The organism is Cyanobacterium sp. uoEpiScrs1, assembly GCF_947331815.1.
In the GTDB taxonomy this organism is placed as follows: Bacteria; Cyanobacteriota; Cyanobacteriia; order Cyanobacteriales; family Microcystaceae; genus Rippkaea.
Map to the genome: position 1 here is coordinate 351,215 of NZ_OX373462.1, position 18,270 is coordinate 369,484.

Sequence of the window (18,270 nt, forward strand, 5' to 3'; positions counted from 1 at the left end):
TAAGAGTTCATGATTAATAATTGCTTCATTCTATCTAAGCATACTTTATATTACTAATTAAATTGTTTCATAAACTGCTTCAGTTTAACTAAAAGATGCGATTATAAAGTTTAAACAATTTTCTCTGATTTTTCTCGAAGTTTAATTATTTATGTTAGACTCATTTTAGCAGCATTTAATTTTAAAAAATAAGTTACCTTAAAATCCTTAAATTTTTCCTATAGTAATCTTTATAGTTGTTATATCTTATTATCCGGTTTTTGCTCTAAGTCTGGAACTAGGTCTGGATAATTAGTATGGCAATATTGTAAAATCTATAGAATTACTATCTTTAGTAGGTTGATAAATATATAAACATAAAACTATCCATAGTCTTAACTCCCTACAGTAGTTTACTTTTTCCGAGATTTCAGTTCTATCTCTAAGTTCGTTTAAAAAACATATATTTATTGCAGCTTCTGTATATCCCTTTTTAAGGATTAAATTTTTTAAGTTTTATCTGTAATCAATATTTTTTGTTTAGAATACTTTCTTATTCTGTTTCCATATTTTCCTTTCAGAAATATGAGCTTTTTTAAGTAATCTCATCTTTTTCAAGATATTTTTTGTCTAACCCACTATTTTCTAGTCATTTATATATCTACTAATATACTAGTATAAATTTAAATTAATGAGTTATTTTCTAAACATAGAATTAACTAAATGTATGTTTCCTATCTGATTTTAACCGTTATTTTATTAGATTTTACACCATAAAAATAATTTCTTGTTACTTGTTACTATAGTGTAGTTATAGCTTTTTAAAGAGTTTGTATATAATATTCCTAACTAGGATTAATGTCATCTATCTAATCACGCATAACATTTATTTTTCATGTATATTCTTCATGTATATTTTTAAAATTTAAATTAACTAAATTACGAAACTAAATAAGGTTTTATGGAAATATTTTAAACTAGATTATTTACCTGTTCTTAGTGAGTGAGTTTATACAAATATATTTAGTATAAATTATGAGTATAACAAGCATCTTAGTCTGAGTCTTTACATGACTTTAGAATTAAATTTGATATTTAAATTTAGTACTAATAAGAAAATAAAGTATGTCAGAGGATAAATATATTATAAAAAGTAAAAATACCCGACAGTTATTCTATAACTTTACCAAATCGACAACACTTAAGAGGCCACAGGTAAAGATTTTTGATTTTGAGTTGAAGACGTAGTACTTTTTTGGTCTCGAGGTTTATCTAGCTCTAAGAGTAGATTACGAATTATACGAGCAACTGCTTTCTGCATTAACCCTTCAAAAATTTTTTGCCCCATCTGTTGAATTTCTGGCTTAACTAATAGTTTTGTCACTATGGGTACTAGATGTATAGGATCGAATCCTGGGGTATCTTGAATAATTCTTAAAATATTTTTAATATGTTCTGTTGTTTGACCATTATTTTTTAAGTCTAAAGGAATTTCTTGAACGGCTAAACCTACCTGTTTTCTTACTACTGAAGAGGTGTTGAACCAGGTTCTACGCCCCAATAAATCAACGGTATTAATCATTTCATCAATGATACTTTCCCGAATAAAGGCTCCTCGTTCAGAGAAAAGAAAGTCAGTAGCTTGATTGAGAGCTCCATCAATATCATAGTCCTGAGAATCCTTGGCATTCCTTAATAAATTTTCTAAACGATTCCATCGAAAATTTCCATCCTGAAATAACAAATTTTTAAGGGAGGTTCGTAATTCTTGAGATGGATCAGTCAGGAGTCTTTTAGCAACATAAGGATAAGCTTTACTAAGAACTTTAAAATTAGGGTCAATCCCAATGGCAATTCCTTCTAGTGTTACCATTGATCGAATTATCAAAGCATAATAGGCAGGAACACGGAAAGGAAATTCGTACATCATTGCAGACATCTGATCTGTAATACTTTTAAAGTTTAACTCAGCAACACTTGCTCCTAAAGCATTACCAAAGACTTGACTTAAAGCTGGGATAATTGGAGATAAATCTGTGTCTGGCTGGAGAAAGTCTAACTTAACATAATCATTAGCTAACGATTTAAAATCGCGATTAACTAAGTGTACAACTGCCTCAATTAAACCATAACGTTGATAAGGCTTAATATGACTCATCATGCCAAAGTCTAGATAAGCTAATTGTCCATTATCCATAGCCAATAAGTTTCCTGGATGAGGATCAGCATGGAAAAAACCGTGTTCTAATAACTGACGCAATGAACATTGAACTCCGACTTCTATCAGATGAGTTGCGTTAATTCCCTTCTCTTGAACTTTTTGAATATCAGTTAATTTTGTTCCTTCTACCCATTCCATTGTCAAAACTCGTCTTCCCGTATATTTCCAGTAAATTTTAGGTACATAAATTTCGGGTAGATGTCCATAAAATTCTGCAAATTTTTCCGCATTTTTTCCTTCTTGAATGTAATTAATTTCTTCAAAAATACGGCTTGCTAATTCGTCTGTAATAGAAACTAAATCTGAACGAATAAATTTAAATGTTTTCTGAGCCCAACTGGCTATATTTCGTATTAGATAAATGTCCAGTGTTATCCGTCGAATTAAATCGGGACGCTGCACTTTTACAGCTACTTTTTCTCCATTTTTTAACTTTCCTTTATACACTTGTCCTAAGGAAGCTGCCGCCAGGGGATTAGAAGAAATTTCTGCATAAATCTCTTCGGGTGGCTCTCCTAACTCTTCTTCAATAAAACGGTAAGCAACCTCATTAGGGAAAGAAGGAATATTATCTTGCAAGGAGATTAGTTCATCAATATAATTAGGGGGGAGTAAATCAGGACGTGTTGATAAAGCTTGCCCAACCTTAATATAAGTAGGTCCTAGTTTAGTCAGTATTTTACGCAACTGAATTGCCCGTTTGCGATTATTTTTAGGGTTAATTCCCCTTAATTTATCCCACCATAAACTCAAAAAAAACCAAAAAGATTGTGAAGCAATACTAATCAACCGATGTAAAACTTCTAAAAAACGTTTGCTGTAATATTCTTTAATACTTTCTGGATGATAACTCCAACTTTCAGGAGAAAAATTGCTAATGGGCCCCAAATCTTCACTATTACTTTGGGAAATATTAATATGTTTTGCTTCAATGGTAATCAAATCTGGGGACTCAACAACTGATGAGACAGTAACTTCAGACATAGGAACAACATGCTAATGACGTCGAAGAAAGCTTTTGTAAACTATTGTAACAAGTTTTGTTGATATATAATGACCTAGAGAACCCATTAAAAACTAAAGATTTCCTACTATAACGAAAAATGTTATTTGTCTAATTGGCTCGTAAAGTCATGGTAATTAATCCTTGCTGTCCCAGTAAAATCTCTCGTAGTAAACTAAAAATCCCTACCAAAATAATAGGGCTAATATCTACGCCACCTAAGGGAGAAATAACTTTACGAACAGGAGTTAAAAATGGTTCTGTAGGGTAAATAATTAATGTCCAAGGTAAACGATTAATTTCTACCTGAGGATACCAAGTTAGAATAATTCTTATTATAAATAGAAAAGTCATTATAGCCAAAAACGAGCTCAACCCCCAACTTGCAATGGTAGTATTCATTGTCATAAGTTATAGTTCGTATTTCTAATTATTCAAATGTGAGTTTTCAGGATTATCTTCTAACTGAATATAATTTAGCTAAAAATATAATTCCCACTGAGTGGGAATTATATCCTACTTTTTTTAAGTAATCCACTTTTAGTGTACTTAGTCAGCTATATTCGAGAGACTTTTATTTTTTCATGATATCCTCCGCAGATCAACTGTTTAATTGTGTAAGTCAAATAGTACTATAAACAAAGAAAGTTGAATTGATTTTTTTGAAAATAAATTAATGGACATTCAAGCTCGATCCACATTTGATGCCCATTTTAAAATTGCGACTCTAGGAGAGATTAATTTAGCTCTTCAAAATCTGAAATCTTGGATGAAACTCCAAACGTTAAATCAAGTCTGTTGAAGCAACCTAAAAAATTTATTCAGAAGTTTTATGGGGATAATCTTACTGCTAGCCTTGATTATAGTCAGATTATTAATCAAAGACACTTTTCTCGTCTAGTTACTTTTCTGTAGATTGGAACAACATTGATTGAAGGATACACCGACCTGAAAACTCGTTATATTGTCTCTAGTATTCTAGACAAAGTGACTTAGAATAGTCCCATTATGGAGGGAAAAATCTCTGGTCTAATTTTACTAGCTCTAGAATATAGAAGCCAGGCAATGGGCGATACTGGATTTGAACCAGTGACAGCCTGCTTGTAAGGCAGGAGCTCTACCGCTGAGCTAATCGCCCCAGTTCACTCTTATGGGATGATAACATATCTTTTGATAATTAAACAACAAGAATAGATTTTTTATGCCTTCCGGCCGTACCCATGATCGTATTACGTTTTGGAGTTTACCTCTACTGGTTGGGTTAACTTATTTCTTCAGTGACAATAAAAGACTAACGTTATTAATCGCAAGTTCTTATCTCTTCAGTGGATTAATGTTCGGTCCTGATCTCGATATTCACTCTATTCAATACAAAAGGTGGGGAATTATTCGAGGGATGTGGCTGCCCTACCGATATCTTTTCAAACATCGTTCTCTGTTTTCTCACGGACTTTTGATTGGGACTATTCTACGTTTATTGTATCTTGCGACCGTTCTAATGTTAGTAGCCATAATCGGAGTAATGATCACCCAGTTAATTTGGACAATTGACTGGAGTTGGCAACAGTCAATCCACCAGATCATAAAATTAGTTGCCACTAGATATTCTCAAGAAATGATTGTTGTGGGAGTAGGATTAGAATTAGGGGCGATAAGTCATATCATCAGTGATTGCATTATATCAACGATAAAAAAGCATCGGAGACGAACACTAAAGCAAACCAAAAATAAAAAAAATTCCCGACGGAGATGTTCATCTAGTGCGGGAAAATCTAAGGTCAAATAAGACAAGTTTTACCATTTAAGAAGATTAAACTGTTCCATATCAATGGTGTCACGATTACGATAGATAGCTAAAACAATCGCTAATCCAACAGCTGCTTCAGCAGCTGCAACAGTAATTACAAATACTGTAAAAACTTGACCTTTAATTCCAACGGAATCGGAGAAGTTTGAGAATCCCATGAGGTTCAAATTAACTGCATTGAGTAATAATTCGATAGACATTAAAACACGAACTGCATTGCGACTATTTACTAAACCATAAATACCAATACAGAATAGAGAAGCAGCTAATAGTAAGCAAAATTCTAAGTGTAGTTGCATAATTTTTCTTTACAGATTACTGATGGCTAATTTACTGTTCACTTCCTTTCGATAAAGCTAATTCTCTGACTTCTAATTCATTAGGGCGTTCAGGCAATTCTAGAGCTGTCTCAATTTCTCTCTGAGAGGCTAATGATTCTGGAATCATATCACGACGAGCTAGAATAATTGCCCCTACCATAGCGATCAAAAGTAACACGGATGCTAATTCAAAAGGAAGCAAAAAATCACTAAAGAAATGTTTACCAATCTCAACAATTGTATTATCAATCACCCGAGAAGAAGGAGAATTAATTGGCCACGGAGTAACAAAAATCATGGTTGTTAATAAAAGAAAAATCCCCCCACAAATCACGGCAGTAATGCTTTTACGCATCCAATGTCTTGGTAAAGTAGAAAAGTTTTCTCGCTTATTAACCAACATGATGGCAAATAAAATTAATACATTAATAGCCCCAACATAAATTAATACCTGAGCCACTGCCACGAAATCAGCATTCAGCAGAATATAAATACCAGAAATACTGATAAAAACTCCTCCCAATAAAAAGGCAGAGTAAACAATGTTTGACAACAAAACAACCCCTAGGGATGTTCCAATAACCATTGTTGCTAAAATAGCAAAGGAAACAATTTGAACGCCTTCTGCTAAATTCACTACTGTTAATTCTCCTTAATTAAGTTCAGTTCAGTTGATAGTTAATAGTATTTTTATTGTCCTATTAACTATCAACTATTTTATTTGCTCTCTTTTACAATTTCTTCAGGACGCTTTCCTGTTCGTTGACTTCCCGATGGTAAATCATGAGGGTCAAACACCCCCTTGGGCAAGTATCCTAACTCTCGTAAGGGAGTTACCATTAAATCTTGAGTTACTTTGTAAGGTAATCGTCCGAGGGCAACATTGTCATAATTAAGTTCGTGACGGTCGTAGGTTGCTAATTCATATTCTTCCGTCATAGATAGGCAATTTGAGGGACAATATTCAACACAATTACCGCAAAAAATACAAACTCCAAAATCAATGCTGTAGTGTTTGAGTTCTTTCTTCTTAACGGCTTTGTTAAATTCCCAATCTACCACAGGTAGATTAATTGGACACACACGAACACAGACTTCACAAGCAATACACTTGTCAAACTCAAAGTGAATCCTTCCCCGAAATCGTTCTGATGGAATCAGCTTCTCATAAGGGTACTGTACCGTAATCGGACGGCGACGCATATGATCAAAGGTAACCGATAGCCCTTGACCAATATATTTAGCCGCTTCAACACTCCCTTTAGCGTAATTGCTGACTTGTTTGAGTAGGTTAAACATAATACTTTAATGGTTAGCTCTTAACAGAAAAAAAGGGATTAGCCGCCAAAAGCGACAGGAAAAATAAGTTTTAGGGCTGCCGTTAATAAAAGGTTGACCAAAGAAACAGGAAGTAAAAATTTCCAACCTAAATCTAATAATTGGTCAATACGAACCCGGGGAACTGTCCACCGTATTAAAACGGCGAGGAAAATCAAGAAATAGGCTTTAAGTACTGTCATCGCGATTCCCAAGGAGGCTGTAATTACCTGGAACCATGAATTTGTCTCGTTTACACCAATCCAACTTGCTAGTTTCTCAAGAGGCACAGGAAATTCCCACCCTCCTAAGTAGAGAATTGCAAAGACCAAAGCCGACAGGACTAAATTCACGTATGAGCCTACATAGAATAAACCAAACTTCATCCCTGAATATTCAGTTTGGTACCCTGCTACAATTTCTTCTTCTGCCTCAGGAAGGTCAAAAGGAAGTCTTTCACATTCAGCCAACGCTGCAATCCAAAAGATAAAAAATCCTATAGGTTGCCGCCAAATATTCCAGCCTAAAATGCCATATCCTGACTGTTGCTGCACAATATCAATTGTACTTAGACTATTAGACATCATGACAATTGCTAGGACAGACAACGCTAATGGAATTTCGTAACTAATGGATTGTGCTGCTGCCCTTAAGCCTCCAAGAAGGGAATACTTATTATTGGAAGCATATCCAGACATTAGTAAGCCAATGGGGGCAATACTGGCTAAAGCAATCCAAAGAAAAATACCTACATTCAGATCTGTAATTACTAAATTTTGCCCAAAAGGAATAATCAGGTAAGAAACAAATACTGGAAGTACCACTAGCACTGGACCTAGGGTGAATAACCAGGGATCCGCTTTAACAGGGATGATATCTTCTTTAAATACCAATTTGATGCCATCAGCTACAGGTTGAAGAACTCCTAAAGGTCCTGCATATTCAGGACCGATACGTTGTTGGGCAGCGGCGGAGATTTTTCGTTCCAACCATACCACTACCAATACGCCGACGGTAGCTACAATAATCATTAAAAATGAGGGTAAGGGAATCCAGAGGGCTTTGGCTAGCCCATCAGGGAGTCCCATTTGTTTGAGAGATTGAATAAAACTGCCTTGTAGGTCGATTCCTGTGTTCATCTTGATTGATACAAGTTGTAGGTTTAGGTATGTTGATTGATACTTAACGTATCCGATGATTTTCGTTTGCTGGCTATTTTGTCAAGGTTTTCTCTAACACCATTGCCTAGTATATCGCTGTCCGTAAGATAGCTTCGGGAATTTTATAACAACTTCTACTTATGGTCATCATAGACTAAATAAGATTGGGAGTTTATTATTTAATGCTTGCCAAAAATTTAAAAATGGAAATATGTAAATCGGTAAAATTTACGACAGGGGTACTCCAGTGATTTTGTCAGCAGCACTAACAACAGTTATGAGATTTCCTAATAGAGAAATTGTGTATCTTAAAAAGATAAGTTGACTGAATGTTTTCCGGATGTGACACACATAGACAGGGGATTTAAAGTAAAATTGCTGTGTACTGTTGAGTTTTATAAAGTAAATATCGATATTTTAATTTCTGATATTTCAGAATGAGTTTAATAAAAATAAATTACAAAACTCATTATTTTTTAAATATATATAGCTATATCGATGTATTATTTGTTCTTGATAAATACCGGAATTAAATGAAGATTATTATAAAATATAAAAATAATACTTTAGAATTCAAATAAGTTGGATAATTACCTCTAAGTACAATTAATAAATTACAACAAAATCATAAAATCGTATATGTTGATAAAAAATCAAAATTTGTCCTGGATCTATATCAAATACATTTATTTTAAATATACATATTTTTAGTTAATTATGTATCGAAAAAAACTACGATCATTTTACCACTTAATATATTGATATAGGTTTACCTAATCATGGTAGATAGCAGGCTAATTACATATTTAAATAAAAAGTTAATTTGGTATTATCATTATTAATCTAAAATGAATAGCAATGATATCAAGAAACTAACAATAAATTATAACTACCTGTAAAATTTAATTTTATAACCCTAATCTTCAACAGTGATTTGCAAGATAATTAGTCTCCTGAAAAAATATAATATTATGTCCAATTGTAGTAACCCAAACATTTTATGGAGAATATGAAATACGACAACTTTAGTATAATTAGAGCATCTCTTCTCAAACTTTTTCTGATTTAAAATCGACGATATTTTGAAGTACTGTGGATTGAGTCATAGATTGTAGCGTGTATAATTCGCTTTATGAAGTCTTTATACTGCACCAACTTTGCAACTTAGGTCGAAAAAAACTCGAACAACTGATCAAAGCTAGAGAAAATAAGTAACTTGGAAAAGATAGTCAAGACAACGGGTATCATGAAGCAATACAAGGTATCTAAACAATGGCTTGAGATGCCCTTTTGGATTGTCTAACCCAAAATACCCCTAAGCTTTTTAAGATGACCCTTATTGACTCTGATACTTTTCACACTTTTGCTATTACCGTCGGGACATTGGTATTCTTGTCTATTGTCTTATGGGCGGTTTGGTTTGCCTTTAGAATGGACTAATAATAGTCAAGGTTAATTGACTGTTAATCTTGGTTTAGTTCTATTGTTATTTATCTATAATTACTTATCTATGAATAATCCATAGATTGCTTCGTAATGGTTATGTCGACTTTCCAAATAAGATTTTTTTCAGAAAACAAGAATCAACCGGGAATAAATTGTGAACATTCGCTTATTAGTGCTAGATATTGATGGAACAATCGCAGGTGAGTCAAATGAGGTCACTGAAACAGTTAAACTGGCAATCTCCAAAGTCCAAGCCAATGGAGTTCGAGTGGCTTTAGCGACAGGTCGGATGTATAATTCTGCGTTACGTTTTCATCAAGCTATCGGTTCCCAATTACCGATCATTGCTTACAATGGAGCATGGGTTCAGTGTCCTATAACAGGAACTCATTATAAACATTTTCCTTTGTCTACTTCTGTCACTCTACAACTACTGGAATATTTTGAACGACCTCAATGGAGTCAGGAAATTGAGCTTCACTGCTATGTTGACGACTGTTTATATGTACGCAACGTTACTTCTCGGACTCAAGCATATCAAAAAAGATCGGGAATAAAACCTTTCGTAGTAGGAGATTTACGAGATATTCTTGATTCACCAACCACGAAGGTTTTAGCTATTGGTCAACCTCTGTTAATCAATAACCTTCTTAAGAATTTACAAAAAGTTTACTCTCGTGATCAACTTTATTTTACCCAGTCTACCGAAATTTATTTTGAAGCCACCCATCCTCAAGCAAGTAAGGGCTATGCCACCCGTTTTCTAGCTGAGGAATTATTAGGATTTGAAGCCAGCCAAGTAATGGCTATTGGGGATAATTTCAATGATGCTGAAATGTTAGAGTACGTAGGATTAGGGGTGGCTATGGGTAATGCACCTATAGGAGTACAGAAAATAGCTAAATGGGTAGCTCCAACTGTAGAACAAGATGGAGTTGCTATTGCTATTAAAAAATTTTTAATAGATTAAATAAGGTCTCTATTATGGACTTCCCTAGTTAATTTTTTTACTGTTTCAATAGTAATCTACCGTCAATTAGTACAGTATTTGGTAAAAAAAGATTGTTTTTTTTCTATTACCAGTGAATCAATAGTAATTAACGCCTAACCATCACAGTGAGAATCTGCGTCAATACCGATGGTGGTATGGGGGGTTTGCATTTGCTAGTGATGAGCTTGGCTAGATTTAGACGGAATGTGCTTAGGTATAACTGCAAAGCACTATCTATGATAGGTTAGATTCTGTTTGCGATATACTAACTGAAAAGTTAACTCCAAATGACCCATCACTAGAAAGAATACCAAGAATTATAGTTGTCAAATTGGCAAATATTTCTCCAGTGGCAGGGTCCCCTTCTTTAAGTTGAACTGAGAGAGGAGATACCACACACATTGTATGGTATCTCCTCGAGGGTCATAAGTAACATAATTTTATATCCCAAGGTTATTGTTGCCAGGGAATCTACTACTAAGATACTATCAGTCTTTGCTAAGCCCGGAAGTGAAGCCATAATGAAATCCCAAGCAGTAAAAACAGTTAAGGGATAAACTTACCGTTTGGATTCAATAAGGTATTAAAGAGTTATACGTTTAAAATTAAGCGAAAGTGAAGAATTAACTTAGTGTCGCCTCTAAAATAAGAGAGTAGTAAAAATGAGTACTGGTCATGGCTTTTCGTTTAACTCTTAGACCATTGTTTTCTAGAATAGCAATAATATCTTTTTCTTTATGCTGATAGGCACGAGTAGTTTTGCTAGGCCCTGGAAAGAATTCGCCAATTTTCTTGAGGACAGTTAAACGAAGGTTTTTAGGAGCAAAACTGATAATTAGACGGGATGTCGCTAACGAGGCAAGATGGGCAATCATTTTAGCTGCATCTTCGGTGGGATAATGAATCAAAACATCAAGACAGATGACGGTTTGATATTGACCTGACAATCTTTCTAAGTCTTGAACCGCAAAGATAACACTGCTGGTATCTGTCAGGTATTTGTGGGCTCTTCGGGTAGCTTCTTCTACCATTTTTTTTGAAATATCACTAGCAAGAACTCTAGCTCCTATCTGGGCTAAGGGAATGCTTAAACTCCCCACACCACACCCCGCATCACAAATAGATAAACCGCTGATATTTTCTTCAGCCTTTAGCCAGTCTATCACAGTATCAATGGTTTGCTGATGTCCGCAACGAATGTCCTTTTGGACTTTACTAACTTCTCCATCTCCATAAATTCTGCGCCAGCGGTCAAACCCAATAGCATTAAAATAGTCTTTAACAATTGCTTTATCATCAATAGTGTTCATTGGTGTGAGATGGTCTAGAATTATCAGGGATTTTATACGCTGGTAAGCATTGTACTCGCAAGCGTGGACATAGACTGTTTCTACTATTCACTATTCAACAAAGCTCGACGTAACTTTTGAAGTTTAAATAGAGTTTTTCCTATTTTTTGAGTCCAAATTACTTAACGATATTCGCTCAAAAAGCTAAGCAAATTTCTACAATTAATCAACTTGGCCTTGAGACGTCGTATGGGAGCAGTAATATATGATTACTTCGTAATCTGTTAGGGATACTTAGAAGGAGGCAAAATATACATAATTTTTACCCGAAGAACTAATCAAAACTTTAGTCTATACAATAGACTAAAGTTTTGATTATATTTTTTTATAAAAAGTAATATTGTCTTTTTAGACAACTAAACCTGCTATTATATTCTAGCTACAAAATATAATATTTAACTTGTTTTTTGTTTAAACTAAATTCAATATAGAAAACTTTAAATCAAAATATGATTGTCTTTTGACAAAATTATCCTAATTATTAATTTATATTTAAAATCTAATATAAATTAATAATTAGGATAATATCTTGATATTTTTAATAAAATCAGATAAGATAGATTTTATCTTGTAAAAAACAATAAATTCTCTTGATTAATCATAGAAAGGATCAATGTATTGCTGAGTTTTCTACTTTTTTACTTAATGTCAAGTTGGAAAATAGTGGATTTAATTAATGGTGATGAAAAAACTCATACAACTGAATCTATGCTATCAGTTAATCTTAAACCTAATATTAGGAAGTTTTGGAACACTTTATGCCAGCTTACCAGGAAAAGCAGCTGATAAAATTATATTGAAATATAATGTTTTACGGGAGTCAATCTGTATTTCTGAGTTAAGTACATTGGCCAACACAGGAGAAATATCTTATTCCCTGAAGGCTTATCTCAAAATGGCAAATAAACAACCTGAAGATTTACGTCGCATTCTAAATCAAAATATGGATGTCGATCCCGTATTTTTATCCAAAGTTTTAAGAAGTTTTGCTGGAGATTTCGTATTGGATGAAGTTGGACAAGTAATCCATAGCCCATCAAGACGGGCTAATCGAGAATCATTAAGAGGGGCCTTAGTTACTTCTGCACTCTCTGATCGTAATATTCGGATCATTGAAATCTTAGAAAATTATCCCACTTCCGAAATTCATGTAGAAGGCGATCACTTAGCTAAAATTTATCAAAAAATTGATGCAATAGTAAGTCATATACCGCATTTTTCTTTTTAATTTAATTAATTAATATAACACTGGTAATAAAAAATAGAGTTAACTGTTGAATAAATTGGTAGTTTAAATTTAGCCTGATCTCAATAATTTATTTCTAAAAATAAACAAAATAAATATTCTTTAACTAGAATAAAGTTAGACTAAATAAATTTTTATTTATTGTTAATAGTAAAATTCTTATTAAATTATTGTAAGCCACAATTTTTTTTAGTGGGCTATCTCTTTTAGATAATTATAATTTGGATTGTCTTTCTCAATTACGGTTTTATTAAAAGTATGTATACTTATCTATTGTAGGAACATACTTACGTCACACTATTATCATTATAATAGCCAAGATAATTTTTATTGCTTTCTTAGTACATAATTTCTAATTCTAGACTACTTTTATGTAAAGTCACTTTAAAATTTTCAATAATAATTTTAAAAAAAAGTTATTATCAATTTCTATGAACTTGTAACTAAAATATAACTTATATAATAGATATTCTAACTATAATAAATTGCTTATCATCAAGAAAAATTACTTAGTAAAGTTGACTAAATTTATCTAACTAAAACAAATTAAGTAGTAACAAATTTATTAAGGAATAACCATATTTTTGTTATTGCTGATTGGATAAAAATTTATTAAACAATCAATAACAATAGTTAATACAAATCACAGTAAATAGTTATTGTAAATCTCTTTAAAATACTTCTAATCGGTTATCTCAAAATCGTCATATATTGGCTATTACAGACTAGGTATTATAAATTAGCAACTCTAAAAAATTAGAAATTATTTGCTTGTAAAATAGTCTGTTATGATAATAATATTCATAATTTTATCTGTTTCGATATATTTAAATAAGCACTTGATTTATAATTTTTTTAATAAGAAGTAGCAACAAATAAACTCATAAATTATTAAATTTTTATTGATTATTTTAACATAATTTATACTTTAATATTTTTATACATGGTACCAAATTTTTCTTTTTTGTTTGACAATTTTTAATTTAAAAATTGTTTTAACTATAAGTTGATAATAATTTTTATAATTCTGTCAATTAGAACTCTAATATCCTACTTGTTTTCAAGGTAGTTTTTATAAGTTTTACCCATATAAAAGGGGGTATAATCCGTTATCATGGCTCTCCTCTAGAATAGGGCAAGAGAAGACTCCATTCATCGCTGATGTTAGCGTTCGACCTAAGGTTAAATAAATATTCACACCACACCATTCTATTCTAGAGAACACAAGCGTAGTCAAATGATTGCCCTTACTTGAGATTAAATTAACTAATTAGAGAACAATTGAACTACTCAAAAAGTTTATAAAAGAAATTGAAAGAAACAATTCGCTTTATTAAGATAAAGTGGCAACTTGCCCTTATCTTCAATTAGTTTCTATGAAAAAATTTTTCTTAAGTTATCTAACTAGCTTTCTTTTTCTCCTTGGAATGAGTCCAGCCCAGACGGTCGAATTGGATAAAATTTTGCGTCGAGGTAAACTAGTTATTGCCGTCAAAGATAATGTTCGTCCTTTAGGATTTTCTTCTCGAGAAGGACAGCTTCAAGGATTTGAAATTGATATAGCCCATCGGTTAGCCGAAGAATTATTTGGTGATCGTCAGGCAATTATCTTACAACCTGTTACTAACCAAGAACGTCTACAAATGATGATTGATGGCAAAGTTGACTTAGTAATTGCTAAGGTAACAGTAACAGCATCTCGCAATCGCTTAGTTGATTTTAGCCCATACTACTATTTAGATGGAACAGGAATTATAGCAAAACAATCCTATCTAAAAGGGTTACAGGGATTAGTCAATGGAAAAATCGCAGTTCTTAGAGCCTCTAGTGCAATATCTGTCATTCGTGAGGAATTCCCTCAAGCACAACTTATTGGAGTCAGTTCTTATCAAGAAGCTTTAACATTATTAGAAATTGATGCCGCCGATGCCTTTGCAGGAGATAATAGCATTTTGGCAGGATGGGTGCAAAGTTATCCTTCTTATCGTCAGTTTCCTATCCGTTTGTCTGCGGAAGCTTTAGGGATAGTGATGCCCAAAGGTTTACAGTATAGTAGTTTACGTGATCGCATTAATCAAGCGGTCCTTTGTTGGCAAAAGTCAGGTTGGTTACAAAAACGGGCAACATTTTGGGGACTTCCTTTAATAGTTGATAATAAATAAAATTATTCTAATGCTTTATTTCTCTAGTATGGTCGATCTTCTTGTAAAAAAACAGTTTTTGTTCGATTTCCGAGTACTAAAATCTACTGTACTGTACAGAAAATAATTTTTTCAAACTTCAAGAACCAAAGTACAAAAAATAATTTAACCAAAAAACTTAGCTCAAAATTAACAATGTTCTCATCTTCACTTTCATTTATTCTATTCAGGAGCAGATAAACTTAACTACTTAACTTAATAAAAAATAATCACTTTAAAATACTTAACTTATAGCTGCAAAAAATGTATCTATTTTTTAGATATTAAATATTTCATAAATTATTTTAACAAATTATTTGATCAAAAAAATAGTGGAATTACTGGTTTTACAATTATTTTTTTAGTATTATGATTTAAACATATAGTCTACATCAACTTTATGAGAAATTTTATTCATTAAAGTAATCATTTTTTATATTATTTTCTCGTTATCTAGATATATTTAATACAATCTATTTTTTAGTAATAAAAATTTAATATATTCACGTAAATATTGAAAATAAAATTAATTATTTTTATACTATTAATGTAATATCTTCTTTATAAGAGAAAACTGTTCGATAGGATGTTATACAAATAGTTAATTACTATTAAATCATAAAAATAGTTGGAAAAACAAAAAATACTAGTTATCGACAAATTTAAATTAATTACGCCTAGATAATTACTTATACCAGCTATGAAACAACTAATTTAAACTTGTTAGTTATTTATAGAATATCAATAATATTTTGTAAATCTATCAATTATTAATGGCAATAAATTAAGTTACTTAGTTCTTGAATACAAGTTAACCTCAATTTAAATCTTTAGTATTGATTTTTTATAAAAAATCAATCTACATGTTTTGTTGCTAATTATTAGTACTAAATTTTAGTAATTAAGAATAATCAAGTATTACTTATTTTAAATAAGTCAATATTTAGTCACATTACAACGTACTTTTTTGATCAATAGATTAGTTGTCTAAAATAGAATTTAAAAGACAATAAATAACTGTAAAAAAATTTATAACAAGTTTCTATTTTTAAATAGAAAATATAAACATCATAATTAAAACAGACTTTTAATTTCAATTCAATTTAATTTTTTAAATCTTTCCTTCTATTTTATATATTTTTATTAAAATCAGAGTCATTGTAAAACTTTACCAATGCTTGAGACTGATTAGTAAAATAATAACTAACTACTTTCCTACTATTAATAGTAATCACATTTGTGGCAGTATAAAACAATGGCTAAAACTAAATTATATTTTTATTTGATTACTAATTTTATTGATATATTTTTTTATAAAACATAGTGTGTAAAATAATATATTTTATTCATACATTGAAAACAAGCATCTTATGTATTAGTTTATATAAAAAATATAGAATTAGTTATATTTAATTATGTTGACATTGATTTATTATTCTTGACTAAGAGAAATTGGCTTATTTGAAGTTTTTAGCAACAATCGATAAACAGACTTTCCCTTATTAAGGGAAGCAATTTCTCTTTCTGTGGCAATAGAAAAAGGGTTTTCTGATAACCAATTCTCTGAATGTTGTTTTTCAAACTTAGGATGCTCTAAAAACCGTTCTCCCATTTCTTGGGCAACTATTTTTATATCAGATTGTAAAAAGACTGTTCCTCTATCAACTAAATATTGCGCTAATGTATCGACTAATTCTGGTTGTACAACCCTCCGTTTTAGATGACGATATTTAAACCAAGGATCTGGAAATTGAATTGTTACCCATTGAAGAACATCTGAATTTAAAGAAGCAAGTAAAGAATTCAAAAATGGGTTAATATTACAAAAGAGGAAATAAAGATTTGTCAATCCTAAGCAATCACGGTACTTGTTTGCTTCTATCACTAACGGTTCTCGAATTTCTATCCCTAAGAAATTCGTCTCTGGATACAAAGGAGCCATTTTTAATAAAAACTTTCCCCTTGCACATCCAATGTCTAAATGAAGTGGTTGTGCCGAGTTACTGTAAATATCCTCCCAATGAGGAAATGTAATTGCTCGGTGATACTTATCACTCAGTGGGTTAACGTGTTGACGAACACGAACTCGTCCCAAAATGAATTCCTCCTATACTTTTCTAAAAAAAGATTCCATCATCGTTATAGTGTATGAAATTTCGTTTTGCCATTATTAGTGATCCTCATTTAGCAGTTCCCTATACAATAAACCTCGACCATACCCGATTTTCTCTAGTAGAAATTGGTATTTCGGCTATAGACACTGTGTTTAGTCATTTAGAGCAACTAGAGCTAGATTTTCTCTTGATACCGGGAGATTTAACTCAAAATGGGGAGCCAGATAATCATTCTTGGTTGCAACAACGTTTGGCAGCTCTACCGTTTCCAGTATATGTCGTTCCTGGTAATCATGATATCCCCACCCTGTATTCAACAAAGGATTCCATTGGTCCTCAAGATTTTCCTAGTTACTATCGTTCTCATGGTTACAGTGATAGTCATCAATGTTACTATACCCATGAAATTTTACCAGGAGTACAATTGATTGGACTTAATTCCAATCAATTTAATGAAGATGGGGAACAATTAGGTTGTTTAGATGAAAAACAATTAACTTGGTTAGAACAGTTACTTCCCCAACTCAAAGACCAATTCATTATGATGATAGTTCATCATAATGTTATTGAACACTTACCAGGACAAGCAAATCATCCTCTAGGTAAACGCTATATGTTAGACAATGCTTCTCTGTTATTAGACCTACTAAAAAATACAGGTTGTCGGCTTATTTTTACTGGACATTTGCACGTTCAAGATATCGCTTATCATAACGATATTTACGAAATTACAACGGGGTCTTTAGTTAGTTATCCTCATCCATATCGGATTATAGAAATTGAACGAACATCTAAAGGAAGTATTAATGTGAATATTGAATCCCATCGAGTTGATAGAGTCCCTGGGTGGAAGAATTTAGCCACAATGTCTCGTCAACTACTTGGGGATCGTTCTTTCCCTTTTATGGTTAAATTATTGATTACTTCACCTTTTGAAATATCTATGAAAGAAGCCGAAAAATTAGTTCCTCACTTAAAATACTTCTGGGCTGATATTTCTGAAGGAGATAACATCCTTGATTTTCCTGAATTTCCTACAGAAATTCGCCATTATTTTCAAAAATTTGGCTCAGTTAAACCCGATGGAACCCTTGCCTTAATCGACAATTGCGTATGCCTTAAACTATAAAAATCAAT

The 18,270-nt window shown here is 32.1% G+C and carries 17 protein-coding genes and 1 tRNA gene; 7 read left to right on the plus strand and 11 right to left on the minus strand.

Annotated elements, in window-relative coordinates; translation table 11 throughout:
* Nucleotides 1-1,180: 1,180 nt before the first annotated feature.
* Both OXU93_RS01275 and OXU93_RS01280 read right to left on the minus strand, forming a co-directional pair.
* On the minus strand, nucleotides 1,181-3,184 hold the full coding sequence (locus tag OXU93_RS01275) for an ABC1 kinase family protein (protein ID WP_267384031.1): 2,004 nt from the start codon (nucleotides 3,182-3,184) through the stop codon (nucleotides 1,181-1,183).
* A gap of 130 nt (nucleotides 3,185-3,314) precedes the next feature.
* Nucleotides 3,315-3,605, minus strand: a complete 291-nt coding sequence (locus OXU93_RS01280) for a YggT family protein (protein ID WP_267384729.1) — start codon at nucleotides 3,603-3,605, stop codon at nucleotides 3,315-3,317.
* A gap of 274 nt (nucleotides 3,606-3,879) precedes the next feature.
* Between OXU93_RS01280 and OXU93_RS01285 the strand changes: the two genes are divergently transcribed.
* Nucleotides 3,880-4,005 (plus strand): hypothetical protein, encoded by a 126-nt coding sequence (locus tag OXU93_RS01285; protein WP_267384032.1) that lies wholly within the window; start codon nucleotides 3,880-3,882, stop codon nucleotides 4,003-4,005.
* Nucleotides 4,006-4,269: 264 nt separating this feature from the next.
* On the opposite strand, the gene OXU93_RS01290 is transcribed toward OXU93_RS01285, so the two are convergent.
* Nucleotides 4,270-4,341 (minus strand) — tRNA-Val (locus OXU93_RS01290).
* A 63-nt stretch (nucleotides 4,342-4,404) separates the two neighbouring features.
* On the opposite strand from OXU93_RS01290, the gene OXU93_RS01295 reads away from it, so the two are divergent.
* Nucleotides 4,405-4,989 (plus strand): metal-binding protein, encoded by a 585-nt coding sequence (locus OXU93_RS01295; RefSeq protein WP_267384033.1) that lies wholly within the window; start codon nucleotides 4,405-4,407, stop codon nucleotides 4,987-4,989.
* 8 nt (nucleotides 4,990-4,997) lie between these two features.
* On the opposite strand, the gene nuoK is transcribed toward OXU93_RS01295, so the two are convergent.
* The 4 genes from nuoK to nuoH form a co-directional block, all read right to left on the minus strand.
* Nucleotides 4,998-5,309: an NADH-quinone oxidoreductase subunit NuoK gene (nuoK, locus tag OXU93_RS01300; protein WP_267384034.1), complete on the minus strand. Its 312-nt coding sequence runs from the start codon at nucleotides 5,307-5,309 to the stop codon at nucleotides 4,998-5,000.
* Nucleotides 5,310-5,340: 31 nt separating this feature from the next.
* Nucleotides 5,341-5,967 (minus strand): NADH-quinone oxidoreductase subunit J, encoded by a 627-nt coding sequence (locus OXU93_RS01305; protein WP_267384035.1) that lies wholly within the window; start codon nucleotides 5,965-5,967, stop codon nucleotides 5,341-5,343.
* A gap of 80 nt (nucleotides 5,968-6,047) precedes the next feature.
* Nucleotides 6,048-6,629 carry an NAD(P)H-quinone oxidoreductase subunit I gene (ndhI, locus tag OXU93_RS01310; protein ID WP_267384036.1) on the minus strand — a complete coding sequence of 194 codons (582 nt, stop codon included), beginning with the start codon at nucleotides 6,627-6,629 and terminating at the stop codon, nucleotides 6,048-6,050.
* A gap of 38 nt (nucleotides 6,630-6,667) precedes the next feature.
* Nucleotides 6,668-7,786 carry an NADH-quinone oxidoreductase subunit NuoH gene (nuoH, locus tag OXU93_RS01315; RefSeq protein ID WP_267384037.1) on the minus strand — a complete coding sequence of 373 codons (1,119 nt, stop codon included), beginning with the start codon at nucleotides 7,784-7,786 and terminating at the stop codon, nucleotides 6,668-6,670.
* Between the two features lie 1,350 nt (nucleotides 7,787-9,136).
* On the opposite strand from nuoH, the gene OXU93_RS01320 reads away from it, so the two are divergent.
* Together OXU93_RS01320 and OXU93_RS01325 are read left to right on the plus strand one after the other, a co-directional pair.
* Nucleotides 9,137-9,247: a delta-aminolevulinic acid dehydratase gene (locus OXU93_RS01320; protein ID WP_267384038.1), complete on the plus strand. Its 111-nt coding sequence runs from the start codon at nucleotides 9,137-9,139 to the stop codon at nucleotides 9,245-9,247.
* 160 nt (nucleotides 9,248-9,407) lie between these two features.
* Nucleotides 9,408-10,223 (plus strand): Cof-type HAD-IIB family hydrolase, encoded by an 816-nt coding sequence (locus tag OXU93_RS01325; protein ID WP_267384039.1) that lies wholly within the window; start codon nucleotides 9,408-9,410, stop codon nucleotides 10,221-10,223.
* 255 nt (nucleotides 10,224-10,478) lie between these two features.
* On the opposite strand, the gene OXU93_RS01330 is transcribed toward OXU93_RS01325, so the two are convergent.
* From OXU93_RS01330 to bchM, 3 genes are all read right to left on the minus strand, one after another.
* Entirely contained in the window at nucleotides 10,479-10,646 is a 168-nt protein-coding gene (locus OXU93_RS01330; RefSeq protein WP_267384040.1) for a hypothetical protein, read from the minus strand.
* The gene (locus tag OXU93_RS01335; RefSeq protein ID WP_267384041.1) at nucleotides 10,612-10,764 is read right to left on the minus strand and encodes a hypothetical protein; all 153 of its coding nucleotides are present in this window, start codon (nucleotides 10,762-10,764) and stop codon (nucleotides 10,612-10,614) included. Before OXU93_RS01335 ends, OXU93_RS01330 begins: the two co-directional genes overlap by 35 nt.
* 103 nt (nucleotides 10,765-10,867) lie before the next feature.
* Entirely contained in the window at nucleotides 10,868-11,554 is a 687-nt protein-coding gene (gene bchM, locus OXU93_RS01340) for a magnesium protoporphyrin IX methyltransferase (protein WP_267384042.1), read from the minus strand.
* Between the two features lie 721 nt (nucleotides 11,555-12,275).
* Between bchM and OXU93_RS01345 the strand changes: the two genes are divergently transcribed.
* Nucleotides 12,276-12,821, plus strand: a complete 546-nt coding sequence (locus OXU93_RS01345; protein ID WP_324127249.1) for an alpha/beta hydrolase — start codon at nucleotides 12,276-12,278, stop codon at nucleotides 12,819-12,821.
* A gap of 1,445 nt (nucleotides 12,822-14,266) precedes the next feature.
* Nucleotides 14,267-15,001, plus strand: a complete 735-nt coding sequence (locus tag OXU93_RS01350) for a transporter substrate-binding domain-containing protein (RefSeq protein ID WP_267384044.1) — start codon at nucleotides 14,267-14,269, stop codon at nucleotides 14,999-15,001.
* A 1,450-nt stretch (nucleotides 15,002-16,451) separates the two neighbouring features.
* Here OXU93_RS01350 and trmB read toward each other — a convergent pair.
* On the minus strand, nucleotides 16,452-17,114 hold the full coding sequence (gene trmB / locus OXU93_RS01355) for a tRNA (guanosine(46)-N7)-methyltransferase TrmB (RefSeq protein ID WP_267384045.1): 663 nt from the start codon (nucleotides 17,112-17,114) through the stop codon (nucleotides 16,452-16,454).
* Nucleotides 17,115-17,167: 53 nt separating this feature from the next.
* On the opposite strand from trmB, the gene OXU93_RS01360 reads away from it, so the two are divergent.
* Nucleotides 17,168-18,262 (plus strand): metallophosphoesterase family protein, encoded by a 1,095-nt coding sequence (locus tag OXU93_RS01360; protein ID WP_267384046.1) that lies wholly within the window; start codon nucleotides 17,168-17,170, stop codon nucleotides 18,260-18,262.
* Nucleotides 18,263-18,270: the final 8 nt, after the last annotated feature.

Excerpts from the sequence above, each read along its gene's own strand:
- OXU93_RS01275 (WP_267384031.1), bottom strand. The coding sequence starts at position 3,184 with ATGTCTGAAGTTACTGTCTCATCAGTTGTTGAGTCCCCAGATTTGATT.
- OXU93_RS01280 (WP_267384729.1), bottom strand. The coding sequence starts at position 3,605 with ATGAATACTACCATTGCAAGTTGGGGGTTGAGCTCGTTTTTGGCTATA.
- OXU93_RS01285 (WP_267384032.1), top strand. The coding sequence starts at position 3,880 with ATGGACATTCAAGCTCGATCCACATTTGATGCCCATTTTAAAATTGCG.
- OXU93_RS01295 (WP_267384033.1), top strand. The coding sequence starts at position 4,405 with ATGCCTTCCGGCCGTACCCATGATCGTATTACGTTTTGGAGTTTACCT.
- nuoK (WP_267384034.1), bottom strand. The coding sequence starts at position 5,309 with ATGCAACTACACTTAGAATTTTGCTTACTATTAGCTGCTTCTCTATTC.
- ndhI (WP_267384036.1), bottom strand. The coding sequence starts at position 6,629 with ATGTTTAACCTACTCAAACAAGTCAGCAATTACGCTAAAGGGAGTGTT.
- nuoH (WP_267384037.1), bottom strand. The coding sequence starts at position 7,786 with ATGAACACAGGAATCGACCTACAAGGCAGTTTTATTCAATCTCTCAAA.
- OXU93_RS01320 (WP_267384038.1), top strand. The coding sequence starts at position 9,137 with ATGACCCTTATTGACTCTGATACTTTTCACACTTTTGCTATTACCGTC.
- OXU93_RS01330 (WP_267384040.1), bottom strand. The coding sequence starts at position 10,646 with ATGTGTGTGGTATCTCCTCTCTCAGTTCAACTTAAAGAAGGGGACCCT.
- OXU93_RS01335 (WP_267384041.1), bottom strand. The coding sequence starts at position 10,764 with ATGGCTTCACTTCCGGGCTTAGCAAAGACTGATAGTATCTTAGTAGTA.
- bchM (WP_267384042.1), bottom strand. The coding sequence starts at position 11,554 with ATGAACACTATTGATGATAAAGCAATTGTTAAAGACTATTTTAATGCT.
- OXU93_RS01345 (WP_324127249.1), top strand. The coding sequence starts at position 12,276 with ATGAAAAAACTCATACAACTGAATCTATGCTATCAGTTAATCTTAAAC.
- OXU93_RS01350 (WP_267384044.1), top strand. The coding sequence starts at position 14,267 with ATGAGTCCAGCCCAGACGGTCGAATTGGATAAAATTTTGCGTCGAGGT.
- OXU93_RS01360 (WP_267384046.1), top strand. The coding sequence starts at position 17,168 with ATGAAATTTCGTTTTGCCATTATTAGTGATCCTCATTTAGCAGTTCCC.